The sequence below is a fragment of the Paenibacillus sp. ALE3 genome, assembly GCF_054113405.1.
This window is the reverse complement of the sequence record NZ_CM134214.1, coordinates 3,555,246-3,570,547: the sequence shown is the minus strand read 5'-3', so window position 1 is coordinate 3,570,547 and position 15,302 is coordinate 3,555,246. Positions and strand designations below refer to the sequence as shown.

General features: G+C 45.1%; 9 protein-coding genes and 1 tRNA gene. All 10 read left to right on the top strand.

Annotated elements, in window-relative coordinates; genetic code table 11:
• Window positions 1-268: 268 nt before the first annotated feature.
• The 10 genes from ACXHJ2_RS15765 to ACXHJ2_RS15720 all read left to right on the top strand — a co-directional run bounded on the left by ACXHJ2_RS15765 (window position 269) and on the right by ACXHJ2_RS15720 (window position 15,290).
• On the top strand, window positions 269-808 hold the full coding sequence (locus ACXHJ2_RS15765) for a peroxiredoxin (RefSeq protein WP_013370083.1): 540 nt from the start codon (window positions 269-271) through the stop codon (window positions 806-808).
• 259 nt (window positions 809-1,067) lie between these two features.
• On the top strand, window positions 1,068-1,484 hold the full coding sequence (locus ACXHJ2_RS15760; protein WP_064963921.1) for a hypothetical protein: 417 nt from the start codon (window positions 1,068-1,070) through the stop codon (window positions 1,482-1,484).
• Between the two features lie 336 nt (window positions 1,485-1,820).
• Window positions 1,821-2,924: an ATP-binding protein gene (locus tag ACXHJ2_RS15755; protein ID WP_013370087.1), complete on the top strand. Its 1,104-nt coding sequence runs from the start codon at window positions 1,821-1,823 to the stop codon at window positions 2,922-2,924.
• 341 nt (window positions 2,925-3,265) lie between these two features.
• Window positions 3,266-5,407, top strand: a complete 2,142-nt coding sequence (locus ACXHJ2_RS15750; RefSeq protein ID WP_165081437.1) for a putative bifunctional diguanylate cyclase/phosphodiesterase — start codon at window positions 3,266-3,268, stop codon at window positions 5,405-5,407.
• A gap of 107 nt (window positions 5,408-5,514) precedes the next feature.
• Window positions 5,515-5,585 (top strand) — tRNA-Gly (locus ACXHJ2_RS15745).
• Between the two features lie 265 nt (window positions 5,586-5,850).
• Window positions 5,851-6,888 (top strand): pectate lyase family protein, encoded by a 1,038-nt coding sequence (locus ACXHJ2_RS15740; RefSeq protein ID WP_090736077.1) that lies wholly within the window; start codon window positions 5,851-5,853, stop codon window positions 6,886-6,888.
• Window positions 6,889-7,250: 362 nt separating this feature from the next.
• Window positions 7,251-9,101, top strand: a complete 1,851-nt coding sequence (gene abc-f / locus ACXHJ2_RS15735; RefSeq protein ID WP_165081439.1) for a ribosomal protection-like ABC-F family protein — start codon at window positions 7,251-7,253, stop codon at window positions 9,099-9,101.
• Window positions 9,102-9,549: 448 nt separating this feature from the next.
• A complete protein-coding gene (pheS, locus tag ACXHJ2_RS15730; protein ID WP_013370093.1) occupies window positions 9,550-10,581 on the top strand; it encodes a phenylalanine--tRNA ligase subunit alpha in 1,032 nt (343 codons plus the stop codon).
• A 28-nt stretch (window positions 10,582-10,609) separates the two neighbouring features.
• A complete protein-coding gene (gene pheT, locus ACXHJ2_RS15725) occupies window positions 10,610-13,057 on the top strand; it encodes a phenylalanine--tRNA ligase subunit beta (protein WP_165081441.1) in 2,448 nt (815 codons plus the stop codon).
• Window positions 13,058-13,265: 208 nt separating this feature from the next.
• Window positions 13,266-15,290 (top strand): DNA repair protein, encoded by a 2,025-nt coding sequence (locus ACXHJ2_RS15720; RefSeq protein WP_165081443.1) that lies wholly within the window; start codon window positions 13,266-13,268, stop codon window positions 15,288-15,290.
• Window positions 15,291-15,302: the final 12 nt, after the last annotated feature.

Genomic DNA, 15,302 nt, shown 5'->3' with positions numbered 1-15,302 from the left:
TATACAGTATAATTTTATAGCAAATGTTTGACAAAGTAGCTCCTGAGCAATCAGGAGCTACTTGCATATCAGAAAGCTCTTGGAATGTGAATAAATTGTGAATTTTTAAGCTAGTTTAAAATAATTATAAAAAAGTAATGGTTACAATATTGACTTTGATTTCAGCGAATGATAACATTTATCAAGTAGGTGGTTTATTACAATACAGATGATTGAGGAAAACACAATTGGTGTTTTTCTTACATATTTTAAAGGAGGATTTCACATTATGGCAGAAAGATTGGTAGGAAGACCCGCACCTGATTTTGCATTGGAAACAGTATCTGGAGACGGTCAAGAATTTGGCTCGGTGAAACTTTCCGATTACCGTGGCAAGTGGCTCGTATTTTTCTTCTATCCACTGGATTTCACTTTTGTATGCCCAACAGAAATTACAGCATTGAGCGATGCAGCTGACCAATTCAAAGAGCTGGATACTGAGATTTTGGGTATCAGTGTAGACTCCGTGCACAGCCACAAAGCATGGATCAACACAGCTAAAGAAAACAACGGTCTGGGCAAACTGAACTTCCCGTTGGCTTCTGACATCACGAAAAAAACAGCAAGCGACTATGGTGTTCTGATCGAAGAAGAAGGCGTTGCATTGCGCGGCTTGTTCATCATTGATCCAGAAGGCGAACTGAAATATCAAGTGGTTAACCACAACGATGTAGGCCGCAGTGTAGAAGAAACATTGCGTGTACTGCAAGCTTTGCAATCCGGTGGCTTGTGCCCAATGAACTGGAAACCAGGCGATAAAAATCTGTAACATTAGCTTTACAAGTTGAATTTAAACAAGCAAGCCCCCAACAAGTGGTTACTTTACCGTTGTTGGGGGCTTGCTTGCCTGCGCTATACAGCGGAGATATAGGAATAGCCTGTCTTAATCATGTAATACAGAGTGAAGTAACAAATAATTATGGAAATGTTGTTGTGTTCTGGAGGAATTTTGCCTGATGAAAGCGAATAAGGTATTGTAGAAGATAAACAAGGCAGAACAGGTTTTGTTCAGAGGAGGCTGAGCCCGGATGAGTTATTGCTGTGGAGCAAGCATGGTAGGAACCAAGGGAACGCTGAAGCATTACCGCACCCAAGTCCATAATGTTCCTTTGCTGTTTTGCCCGGTATGTCGTCGCATTGAAGTTCATTATAAAGTTGAAAATGAGTATGAAATTTTGGCTGAGTATGCACATGGTGATGGGGCATCCGAGATTGATTTTCAGGATTATGTCATGGAAGACGATGATACGATATTTGAAAACTGTGTAAATCGTGAGAGTGAAGATGCATTTGAAATTGTGAAGCGCCAAATTGACATGTCGCTGGATTTATTGACGGTAGCGAAACAGATGAATGATGAGAAATGGCAGGGAGAGCTTAAGAGAAGACTGGCTGTTATGAGTCAAAGACGATCCCGGCTTCAACATAATAAGAGCGGCAGTTGACATCCTACACACCAAAGAAGCTCTCAAATCTGGAGAGCTTCTTTGGTGTGTAGGGCGCTTATTTTTAACTTATTTTTTTATTTTGTAATGTTGCGCAGATATTATGACGAAAGAAAATAGGATAAAAATGTGGATTCGACACTTTTTCCGATTGACTGTGATCCTTAATCTTGTCTATCATAAAATAAGACTCGAATCGAAAAAAATGGTCGGAGTTGATTGAAACTGTTTTTTACACCATTTGAAGGGTGATCGATAGATGCCTTTCTCTTCTTCAAGAATATTACACGTCCGATACGGCCAGTTTATCATTCCGATACAAGGGGGAAGCCTGGCATGATCAGTGAATTCCAAGAAGCCTTGCTTGATACCGTGGGAGCTTGCCCTTCCACACAGATCGCCAATAATAAGTATGAAAATGTACTGGAGAACCTGGATAGTGGTATCATGCTGTTTGACAGTGACGGGGTACTGACCTTTATTAACGTGCAAATGGCGAGATTACTGGAGCTACCACGTAGTTCGCTCGCGGGTCGCAACCTGATGCAAATTTTGCATCATCCTGAGTTAAGTCGGTTTAAGAAGAAGAAAATTATGCGGATTTATAAAGAAACTATCTTTCATAGAAAGCGCTATCATGAGTTGATTGATGAGTATGGTCGGCATTGGTTGATAACAGTGACCTACGGTGATCAGATGGATGGCGATTTTTTGTTTAGTGTAAAGGATGTGTCGGATTATAAGCAGATTGAGCAGACAGCGTATCAAAATGACAAGCTGGCAATGCTGGGACGTATTTCGGCATCTATCGCCCATGAAATCCGCAACCCGCTTACTGCAATCCGGGGTTTTATTCAATTGCTTCGGCCGCACTTGGTGGAGTTGGGCAGGGATGAGTATGCCCGCATTATTTTAACCGAAATTGATCGTGCGAACGACATTATTTACGAGTTTTTAAATTCGTCCAAGCCTTCGGCTCCGCAAAAAACGGCTGTATCTGTGATGGGACTGTTGAAAGAAGTAGTGATGCTGACAGAAAGCGAGGCGTTGATGAAGGGCTGCCAGATCGCACTGGATGAAAATGATGAACTCATGAAGGTTTCCATTGACGTGAAGCAGATTAAGCAGGTTATCCTCAATATGATTAAAAATGCGATGGATGCCATTGAAAGCATCGGCGGGGAACGAGAGGGATGCATTGATATCCATACCGTGCTTGAGGGCTCTTATGTCCACATTTGTATTGAAGATAACGGATTAGGGATGGATCACAATACATTGGCGCGTTTATTTGATCCTTTTTTTACAACAAAAGAAAGTGGAACCGGCTTGGGATTGGCTGTGAGCTATCGTATTATCAAAAATCATGGAGGCTTCATTCATGTAGACAGTAAGCATGGAAGCGGTACACAATTTAAAATCACACTTCCTGTAGTCTAATATGATGAGATTTTCGCAGAGGGGTCCTGTACATACTATTTCTGTTGTGGTGTGCAGCGTTGGGGTATAGGTATCACCTAATTGAAAAATGTCGTCTGAAGCGCATGATCTGAAAAGATGATGCGCTTTTTTGGTACTGTAAGCTCGTGCATTTGCGCAAATGCGAAAATAAATTCATGAATATAGAACAAAAAAATGATTCACCTTTCACAGATTAAATGCTATTATATACCAGAATACAACATTTTTTTTGATACTATAGACTTAAACAACGGCTTCCAAAGCTGTCAAACGTCTTAGATGATCGGAATCTCCGATATGCAGGGGGCTGAAGAGGCTGAATGAATATACGGCTGGAAGTAAAAAAAACGATAGGCATTGGTATTGCCGCCATAGTTTTGTTTGTCTTAGTTCAGTTATTTCACGTAACTTTGAATAAAATATACTCCTATAATGTATTTTTCTTGTTATATCCGATTATAGGGTTTGCCTGTGCTGCGATTTGTTTTTCTATTTTTTATCAATCCTGGTCCGTTTTGCTGGAACAGTTGACCTGGCAGAGACTTCTTATTGCCCCAACGTTTTTGGTGGCTGGTCTGCTTTACCTTGTTCATATTGTTTCGTTTAGTTTCGTAAGCCTGACGGACTTTGCTTTGTCTCCGGGCATTTCGTTGTGGCTACTATTTGTAAATCGTGCCTTTACCTCTGTTATGCTCCTATTCGTTTGTTCTCTCCCATTTAGAAGGACGAAGTCTGAATACAAAACAGTGGCTTTGTGGGCAGGGATAGGTTGTACGTTGCTGATTCTAGGAGTTATTAAGGCATATGATGCAGGCTTACCAGATCTACGTATACGGTACGAATTAGGTAACCTGGGCTGGACGTTGAATCTGGTTGTCATGTTACTGCTGATGCTTACATTTATTTTTGGAGTACGAAAATACCGAAAAGTCCGCCCTGCGGAGTTGGGCATGTTGCTTATCGTTCGTGGGATTGGGCTGTGTGTTGTGAGCCAGTTATTCTATTTATTTGCTAAGCAAATGAGTGATATCAATCATCTTATAGGACTTTTGACAAACGTAATTGCATTTTATAATCTGTTGAGCGGTCTAGTCCGGCTTATGGTTCTGGTTCCTTATCGGGAAAAACAGGCGGCAGAATCTGAGTTTAATCATATTGCTTATAACGATGATATAACAGGCCTTCCCAATCGCCGTCGTCTTTCCCAGCGCCTGGATAAAATATTGCGCAATTCACTGAAATCTGATGAGACAGTAGCGCTTTTAGTGCTAAATATTGATCGTTTTAAAGCGATTAATGATTCGCTTGGGCATACGGCAGGCAATTATTTGCTGTATGCGGTAGGCGAACGCTTGGGGCATTTTTGCCGTGAGGGGGAAGCTGTCTTTAGCATGGGTGGAGATGAATTTGCCTTTCTTCTAATGGGCTACGAAGATTCAGATGCCATGAGAAATCGTATTGATGATATGGTGAAGCTGTTCGATCAGCCTTTTGATATTAATGGGGAGTCTTATCATGTGATGGTGAGCGTTGGCATAGCTTTGTACCCGTCGGATGCGAATCAGAGCGAACAACTTATTCAGCAGGCGGATACAGCCGTTCATAGTGCCAAGGAGCAAGGAGTGAATTTTCAGCGGTATGCTAGTGCGATGCAGATGCGAGCGCATGAAAGGCTCCAGCTGGAGAATGATTTGCGGCGAGCGCTTGAAAATGAAGAATTTTCATTGGTGTATCAGCCACGCGTCCATCTGCAAAGTGGCGAGCTAACGAGTTTGGAAGCGCTGGTGCGTTGGAATCATCCTCATCGCGGGATGGTGATGCCGGGTGATTTTATTCCAGTAGCTGAAGAAAGTGGCCTGATCGTGCCCCTGGGGGAATGGGTGTTGCGTGAGGCGTGTCTCCAAAATAAGCAGTGGCAGGAGCTAGGGTATCCATCGATCCCGATTTCGGTCAATTTATCCATGCGCCAATTCCAGCAAAAAAAACTGGTGGATGTAATTCGGGGCATTTTGGCCTATACGGGACTGGAGCCACGCTATTTAGAACTGGAGATTACTGAGAGTATGACTTTTGATAAGGACCGGGCTTTTGAACAGTTGAAAAAAATAAAGGCTATTGGTGTTGCAATCAGTATTGATGATTTTGGAACGGGTTATAGCTCATTGCATTATTTGAAGAATCTTCCGATTGATCGTCTTAAAATTGACCGTTCCTTTGTAAATGAGGTGCTGGTTGACAGCAAAAATGCGGCCATTGTATCTACCATTGCCTCTATGGCTCACCATTTGAAGCTGAAGGTTACGGCTGAAGGGGTGGAAAATGAGGAGCAGCTTCAATTTTTGCAGGTGCAGGATTGCCATGAAGGGCAGGGGTATTATTTTAGCCGCCCCATTCCGGCAGAAGTTTTTGAAAAATTGTTTTTACGTAAACCTGTCAATTGGCTGGTTCAGGATGGTATGTAGTATGCTTGCATTTTGTGGAAAGATAAGTTATACTGAATAACATCCTGATTCAGTTAGTTGACGAGAGCTTAAGTGTGTCATACATATGGATCAAGATGTTATATAATGCGGGTGTAGTTCAATGGTAGAACTTCAGCCTTCCAAGCTGATAGCGTGGGTTCGATTCCCATCACCCGCTTACGACTTTAAAAATTCCGAAACCCTTTTAAATTCAAGGGTTTTTATTTTGTTTTTAATAGGAATATATTTTAGCCGGGCTACCAATGGGGAATCCCGGCTTTTTTGCGTTCCTACGAACTATTTTCACGCTGTTAAATAATATAATTTAAATATTTCTCTTATATGCTATAAATAAACAGATAAAAAGAACTATTTACCATTTTGTAAAAAAAGTATAGTCTCGTAATTGGAATTAAATATAAAAAAAGGATGGTGTGGCTGCGATGAGAAAATTCTCTTTTCTTTTAGCTTTGGCCTTTGTGTTTTTTACCTTTTCAGCAAGTGCTACGTTCGCTGCGACTGATTTCCCAAATACGTCGACGAATGGCATGATTGGTTTTGCTGGACAGGCTAAAAGCGAAACAGGAGCTTCAAAGCCTGCTACAACAGGGGGCAAAAATGGTCGGGTCATCTATATCAATAATCTAAACGAATTGAAAAATCAGCTAGGGGATTCAACTCCCAAAATTCTGGTCATCGAAAAGAATATTTCTGCTTCTTCTAAAACCGTGGTCAATATCGGTTCTAACAAATCTCTAATCGGCTCTTATGCGCAAAATAAGCTAGTCAATATTCATTTGAAAACAACAGCTAACTCGGGAAATGTGATCTTTCAAAATTTAACTTTTGAGCACAGTGCCAGTATTAATGGTAACGATGATATCCAGCTATATCTTACTGCAGGTACAAATTATTGGATTGATCATGTTACTTTTGCAGGTCATAATTATAATGCAAATGGCTCGGATTTGGACAAACTTTTGTACATAGGACAATCGGCTGATTATGTAACCATTAGCAACTCCAAATTTGCCAATCATAAATATGGCCTTATTCTGGGTTATCCAGATGACAGCAATAAAAATTATGACGGCATGCCCCATATTACGATTGCCAATAATTATTTTGAAAACTTACTTGTACGCGGTCCAGGTCTGATGAGATATGGATATTTCCATGTGAAAAATAATTATATTAATAATTTTCAGTTGGCTTACACAATAGCAACCAATGCACGAATTTATTCCGAGAATAATTATTTTGGAAAAGGTAGTGAAAAGGGCGGTATTCTGGATGATAAAGCCAATGGTGAATTCAAAGATGTAGGTAGTTTTCCAGCCATCACTAACCAAAAATCGCCTGTGACCCGATGGAACCCGAGCAAGAACTACAGCTATCAAGTTCAAACTCCTGAATATACTAAAGAGTTCGTAACTAAGTATGCAGGTTCGTCCAATACAACTTTGGTCTTTGGAAAATAAAGCGGGTATTGGAAAATATGCTGTGATCTGCTATACTGACTGCAAGTAAGCATCCCATGAAAAGGAAGGTAACCATACGTCCGATGAAGTAAGCACACTGATTTTCCCACTCAACTGCACGTTACTGGCAGGCGGCTGCAAGCTGCAACGGGAGAAGTGTGTCTGAAATGAAAGTAGGGACGTATGCGTTGAAGATCCGTAACGAGATTTTCTTTTTCGTTCGCGGTGTTATTTTTCATAGGTGTATGTTCTGAAACCATTCATAACAGTCATTCTATATTCCTGTATGCAAGCCGCAGCCTTCTGCGGCTTTTTTTATTGCTTCCGGTATAAAAACCGGACTGGGAAAGGATGATCGTGGTATGAAAACCATTTTACGGGTTCGCAATATAGTCAAGGAATGGAACGGGACATCTTTATTTGAGAATGTGTCGTTGGACGTGACGGAAGGAGAACGGCTCGCGTTGTTTGGAAGAAATGGAGCAGGCAAAACGACGCTATTACGAATATTGCTGGGAGATGAAGCGCCAACCTCCGGTCAAGTAGAGTATGATTTGCCGCTGGAAGAGCACGGCTGGCTGAAGCAGCAGGATACAGTGAATTGGTCTCGAACCGCACTGGAGGTCGCACAGCAGGCGAGCACTCAGCACTGGGATCTCAAGCAAGCGTTGGGACAGCTGGAAGCTAGCCTAGCCGCTGCTGGAAAGGATATGGAGCAGCAACTGGAGCGTTACGGCGAGCTGATGGACGAATATGAGCGTCTGCAAGGCTTTGCCTGGGAGTCTGAGGTGGAAAAGGCGCTCACCCGAATGGGGATGCCTGCACGGACGTGGTCGATTGCTTATGGTGAGCTGAGTGGTGGACAGAAGACAAGAGTACGACTGGCTGGACTGATGGTCAGGCAGCCGAAGTTGCTGGTGCTGGATGAGCCAACCAACCATTTGGATGCCGAAAGCTTGCTCTGGCTGGAGCAGTGGCTATCCACGTATCCTGGAACACTGTTGTTTGTATCGCATGACAGAGCCTTTTTGGATCAGGTGGCCACGAGTATAGTCGAGCTTACATCCACAGGTATTGGGCGCTATAAAGGCGGTTATAAGGAATATAAAGCACAAAAGGAGCGGGAACAACGAGAGCAGGAGGCGAGCTATCGGAAGCAGGAACTGGCGAAACAGGCGCTGGAGGACACGATTCGAAATTACAGGGAATGGTTTCACCAGGCACATCGTAGCGCATCCAAAGTCGAAGTGGCTATTACACAGAGCTTCTATAAGGCCAAGGCTAAAAAAAATATCTCCCGTTATCATGCGAAAGAGAAGGAACTGGAGCGACTGGAGGCTAACAGGGTAGAACAACCACGTGAAGCTCCGTCTTTGCACATGAAATTAAGTGATAGCGGTTTTCAGGCTAAATATTTGCTGCGTACTGAACAGGTTGACTTTAGCTACGACGACCATGTCATTGTGAAAAATCTAAATCTGAACGTTGCACGTGGGGAACGTTTGGCTGTTCGGGGACCCAATGGAATTGGCAAAACCACGCTGCTTCGGTTATTAACAGGTCAGCTCGAACCGCAGATGGGGACAATTACAGCCAACCCACAGTTGAACATCGGATATTTTTCACAGGAGCTGGAGCAGCTTCCAGAGGATCAGACGTTGCTCGACAGTCTGCTTGCGCTCCCTACAATGACCCAAACAGAAGCGAGAACGGTGCTGGGCTGTTTTCTATTTGCCAAAGAGGACGTATTCAAAAGGATCGGAACGCTCAGTATGGGAGAAAAATGCAGGGTAGCTTTTCTGCGTCTGTACTTTAGTGGAGCCAATCTGCTGGTGCTGGATGAACCGACGAATTACTTTGACATTGAAACCCGTGAAATTGTAGAGGATTCTTTACGCCGATATGATGGGGCGTTGGTACTCGTCTCGCATGACCGGGAGCTGGTGCGTTGTACGGCAACTCGGTTACTCGATATGAAGCCGGGCGGCGGATATGAAATCTATGAAGGGACGGCCGACGAAAAACAAGAAGATGAACGGAGCCGTATCCGAGAGCCTAAGGATCAGGAAGAGCGGGAGGAACGTCTTCGATTACAGTTGCGTCTTACCGAACTGATGGGAATGACGGGGACGAGTGGAGAAAATGAGGAGCTCTTGAGCGACATCAGGCGCATTCGTGCCAAGCTAGATCAGTTGAATGATCCCGATATCTGAAGGAATGTAATATAGGCGCTGCTTGCCAAAGTGCAGTAGTTTGCATATAATAATGAGCAATAGTTCGTATTTTGAAAATGTCTTGATGGAGAAGAGTAGGCAGTGTCCGATTGAACAGGGAGGAAGCGCCGTAGGATTGAGAGCGTTTCTACAAATATTGGGCTGTTGAAGTTCGCTCCGGAGCAGTTCCTTGAACCTCAAGCGTCATGTAAATGGCGGTTGTGCAAGTAGGGGATACCGGTTCACGACCGTTACAACGTGTAGAGCGAGATGATGATGCATAGCATGAATGAACACCCGTACTGATTGCCATAAGGCAACGCATCGGGTTGCTAAACTTCATTGTCTAACGAGGGTGGTACCACGGTCTTTTCGTCCCTTTTCGGGAGAAAAGACCTTTTTTTGTTGTCTGAAAAGCTGGATATGAAGAAAGGGGACTGAACAGGCGATGAGCGAAACCATCCAAATGAAGGAACATTTGCTGGCCTTGAAGGAAGAAGCACTGGAAGTATTGGAGAAGGTGGCAACACCTAAGGAGCTGGCTGATCTACGAGTTAAATATTCGGGTAAAAAGGGTGCGTTGACCGAAATTTTGCGCGGTATGGGCAAGCTGAGCGCGGAAGAGCGTCCAGTTGTTGGACAGGTAGCCAATGAGGTGCGTGAGGCGATTGAAGAGGTCGTTAACCGTAAGCAGGACGAGTTCACGAAAGCAGAAACGAATGAGCGTTTGCAAGCAGAAAAAATCGACGTTACCTTGCCTGGACGCGCAATGCCGCAAGGCGGGCTCCACCCACTTAACAAAGTGATCGAGCAAATCGAGGATATTTTTACAGGTATGGGATATCGAGTGGCTGAGGGTCCGCAGGCAGAGACCGATTATTATAACTTCGAAGCATTGAATCTGCCTAAAAATCACCCGGCACGCGATATGCAGGATTCATTTTACCTGACCGAGGATCTGTTGATGCGCACTCATACGTCACCAGTTCAGATTCGCGCGATGGAGGCGATGAAGGGTGAAACGCCTATTAAGGTGATTTGTCCGGGTACGGTATTCCGACGTGATGATGACGATGCAACGCATTCCTTCCAATTCCACCAAATTGAAGGTCTTGTGATTGGAAAAGACATTCGTATGAGTGATTTGAAAGGAACTTTGCTGCAATTTGCACGCGAAATGTTCGGGGAATCGACCGAAATCCGCTTGCGTCCAAGCTTCTTTCCGTTCACCGAGCCAAGTGCTGAAGTAGACGTGACTTTTGTGAAGAAAAACGGCGAGCGCGTGTGGATTGAAATTTTAGGCTGTGGTATGGTGCATCCGAAAGTGCTGGAAATGGGTGGTTTTGATCCCGAGGTATACAGTGGCTTTGCATTCGGTATGGGTGTAGAACGGATTGCCATTTTGAAATACGGCATTGATGATATTCGCCATTTTTATAACAGCGATCTGTCGTTCTTGAAGCAGTTTGCGCGTCAATAAACAACTATATCAAGGGAAGTGAACCCATATGAAAGTATCATTCGATTGGCTGTCCGAGTATGTATCACTGGATCAAGTGAGTGCGGAGGAGCTAGCAGAAAAAATCACCCGTTCGGGCATTGAAATTGATGAAGTCGAACATCGTAACCAAGGAATTACTGGCGTCGTTGTAGGCTATGTCAAAAGCAAAGAAAAGCACCCAGATGCGGATAAGCTGAATGTGTGTATTGTCGATGCGGGTCAGGGAGAAGACTTGCAAATTGTGTGTGGTGCCAAGAACGTGGATGCAGGTCAAAAGGTTCCTGTTGCAGTTGTAGGTGCCAAGCTGCCAGGAGATTTTCATATTAAAAAGGCCAAGCTGCGTGGTGTTATGTCCATGGGCATGATCTGTTCGGCCAAAGAACTGGGCATGAATGATAAGCTATTGCCAAAAGAATTGCAGGAAGGCATTTTGGTGCTGCCAGAAGATGCTGAAATTGGTACGCCAATTACGAAGCTGCTTGCCCTGGATGACCAGGTGCTGGATTTTGATTTGACACCCAACCGTTCGGATTGCCTGAGCATGCATGGAGCCGCTTATGAAGTGAGTGCCATTCTAGGACGTGACATTTCGCTGGCTGACCCCGCTAAGGATCTGGTGGAAATTAGCGATGCAGCGGCAGATCATCTGTCCGTAAAGGTAGATACTCCTGAACTGTGTACGCACTATGCAGCGCGTTATATCACAGGTGTAAAGGTGGGGCCTTCCCCGTTATGGATTCAAAATCGTCTGATGGCGGCAGGTGTTCGTCCGATTAACAATATCGTAGATATTACGAACTACGTTATGCTGGAATACGGCCAGCCGTTGCATGCTTTTGATGCGGATAAGCTGGAAAATGGAAATATTGAGGTTCGGCTTGCTCGTACAGGCGAAACTTTGATTACACTTGACGATCAGGAACGTAAGCTGGAACCGCATATGCTGCTGATTACGGACGGCGTGAAGCCGATTGCATTAGCAGGCGTAATGGGCGGAGCCAACTCTGAGGTTACGGATGCAACGGTTAGCATTGCGTTGGAATCTGCGAAGTTTGACGGGGGAACAGTTCGCAAAACATCCCGTCAACTTGGACTGCGTTCGGAAGCAAGCCTGCGTTTTGAAAAAGAGGTTGATCCAGGTGCTGTTATACCTGCTGTGAATCGTGCAGCTGCGCTGATCCAGCGTTATGCAGGGGGCACTGTACACCAGGGTATTGTAGAGTCTGCTTCCGCAAAAGCTGAAAATCATATTATCAAGCTGTCGCTAGATAAAATAAATCGATATTTGGGAACCGAACTGTCACTGCTTGAGGTGAAGACGATTTTTGGTAGACTTCATTTCGGATGCGGCGACACAGAGCCAGGGGTGCTGGAAGTTGAAGTACCTACACGCCGTAGAGATATTACCATTGATGTGGACTTAATCGAAGAAGTAGCACGTCTGTATGGTTACGATAATATCCCAACCACGCCGATTGAAGGTCCAACAACTCCAGGAGCTTTGACGGCATCGCAATCTCTGCGTCGCTCCTTGCGCAGATTGCTGGCTCATGGTGGCTGGCAGGAGACGATCAGTTACTCTTTTGTACATCCGCAAAGCACGGGTTTGTTTAACGCTCTAACAGAAGGCAGCCATCCGGTACGTTTGGCTATGCCTATGAGTGAAGATCGTAGTGTGTTGCGTACAAGTATCATTCCGCAGATGCTGGATACAGCGGTGTACAACATGAATCGCAAGCAAGATAACCTAGCGATTTTTGAGATGGGAACTGTATTCTATACAGAAGAGCAAACGTTAACCCGCCAGCCGCAAGAAATTCAAGTGATGAGTCTGCTGTTGACTGGAGTACGCCGTGAGAAACAATGGAACATCGGAGCTGAAAAGGTCGATTTCTTTGATATTAAAGGTGCGCTTGAAACGGTGTTTGACTATTTCGGACTAAGTGCCAGCATTCGTTATGTGGCTGACCAGCCGCAAAGCTACCATCCAGGACGTTCCGCTTCAGTATGGCTGGATGTGAACGGAAGCTCCCAACGGATCGGTACGGTTGGACAGATCCATCCTGAACTGCAACAGTCCTATGGACTGAACGATACGTATGTAGCTGAAATTGCGTTGCAACAGCTTGTTGAGCATGCAAACTCTCATATTCAGTTCAGAGAGCTGGCTCGCTTCCCATCCGTGGAACGTGACATTGCCCTCGTGGTAAATAAAGACGTTGAGGCAGGTGAACTGCTTCGTGTTATTCACGCTGCAGGCGGAGAACTGTTGCAGGATGCACGGGTGTTTGATGTATTTACAGGCAGCAAGCTTGGTGAAGACAAGAAAAGCGTGGCTATTTCCCTGACCTATCGTCATTGGGAGCATACGTTGACGGATGAAGAGATCAATGCGGCGCATTCTCCTGTCGTTACGTCTCTGGAACAAACTTTTGGAGCGGAATTGAGAAAGTAGCAGGAAATGCGGGAAGCCGTATCGAATCTTAGTGACAGAGGTTCGATACGGCTTTTTGGCCTATCATCATAGAAGCTCTCTACTCTGATATTCACCCGCTGCGGGGAAGCCGGACTAATAAGGTTGAACGCTTCACGGAAGGCGGGTTACCCTAGTACCGGACACACCTTAGAATCAACATACAGTAGTATTGAAGGAGGGCATAATTGTGACTACACCAGATCGTACTCGCGTCACTGTAGAGATCTACGGTACTTCTTATAAACTTGTCGGCAGTAATAGTGATTATATGAAGCAGGTTGCCAATTACGTAGATGAACGTATGCACAGCATTTCTCAAGCTCATTCGCGTCTGGATATGCCCCGAATTGCCGTGCTGGCTGCGGTTCATATGGCTGAAGAAGCTGTACAAATTCAGGAGATCCAGAGCCATATGAACCGCTTGGCAGCGGAACGGGCGGAGCTCCGGGGAGATCTGGCCCAACTCCAGACGGCTCTAGGGGAACAACAGCAGAAAAATACAGATATGCATCAAGCCCTTGTTCAATTGAGGGAAGAAAAAGAAACGACGCAGAAAAAGCTGGTGGAGACTGAATCTGTGTCAGCCAAGGAAATTGCCGAACTAAGGGCAAAGCTTGAACAGCAGGAGAAAAAAGCGGCTGAACTTGAAAATGCACAAAAACAAGCTAAGCGTGAATTGGAAGAATCTCGCCAAGAAGCTTCTCGTAAGCTGAAAGAGCAGCAAGAGGCTGCGAATGCGCGTGTCCGGCAGACAGAAGAGCAGTTGAAGAAGGAAATAGTCGAAGCGGCTAAACAAGCTGAAGCTAAGCTTTCCGCTGCGGAAAAGGCTCATCAGGAGCGAAATCGCACTGAGCTAGACAAGCTGCGATCTGCTTTGCAGCAAGAGCATAGCCAGAAGATAAGCGAATGGCAGATCAAGTGCTCCGGGCTGAATGAACAGCTGGAGCAGGAACGTAAACAGGCTGAATTGGCTCTAAATGAGCAAAAGCTCCAGCATGAGGAGGCACAGAAACGTGCCGAGGAAGCTGCACTGGAGCAGGAGATTCGTATGGAGGAGCTTCAGGAGCAATTAGAACAAGTACAGGCAGGTAGTGCAGAGCTTTCTTCTCGTTTGAAGGAGGCTCAAGAGCAAGCTGCAGCATTGGAGCAACAACAGTCCGAACTGGAAGCTGAGCTGCAAGCACAACAACAGGCGGCAACAGAGCGGGAGCAGGCAGATACGCTTGCGCGTGAAGAACTGCAAAACAGATATGATCAATTGCTGGATGAAGCCAAGGCTACGCAGCAGCAGGCGGCTAAGCTGGAGGAAGAGCAGCGCCGGATGCAGAAGCTGCTGGAGCAAGCTCATGTATCTTCTCGCAAGCTGCAAAGCGAGCTGGCTACGCTCGCTGAAAGTGAGAAGTCATGGAAGAAGCTTGCAGAAGAACGTCAATTGGCAGCCGACGAGTTGGAGCTTTCCCTGCTGGAAGCGCGTGAACAGAAGGAAGCAATAGAGCAACAACTACAGCGGACTGTGACTGAGGTTGAAGCTGCTAATGATAAATATGCTTCACAGCAGCAACGTCTAATTCAACTTGAAGCGAAGATCAAGGAGCTATCGCCTGAGCTGATTCGCGTTCAGGACGAGCTTGAGAAAGCCAAAGTCCGAGAGCAAGAGGGCGTAAAGGCATATCAATCGCTTCTGGAGCAATATGGAAGCATGAAGAGCCGAGCTGGACAGCTGGAGCAACATATTAAGCAACTCCAGCAGGAAAATCATGATCGGCAAAGTGAACTGGAACATGCTGAGAAGGCATCTGTGGAATGGCAGCTTAAATACGATCAGTTGAAGGCTGAAGCGGAACGTCTGGAAGCTGAAGATGCTGCCCGTAAGGAAGAATTTGCTTCTTGGGAACGGGAGATAGCGGTAACGATTGAACAAAAGGAACAACTTCAGGAAGAGATTCGTTCTGCAGTTGAAGCTGCCAACACCGCAAAGGCAGAACAGCAGTCCATAGAGCAGGAACGGATGGCCTTGCAGTCTGAATTAGACGAAGTGGGTCAAAAATATGAAATGGCAGCTCATCAGCTTCGTTTATTACAAGTACAACAGGATGTAGACCGAGAAAATGCAGAGAAGATCTCGACTGAATTACGTCAATTAAAGGAAGAATACACCAAGCTTCAAACCGAGTATAATGAATGGATTGAACTTATCGAACAGGATCAGTAGATACGGATTATA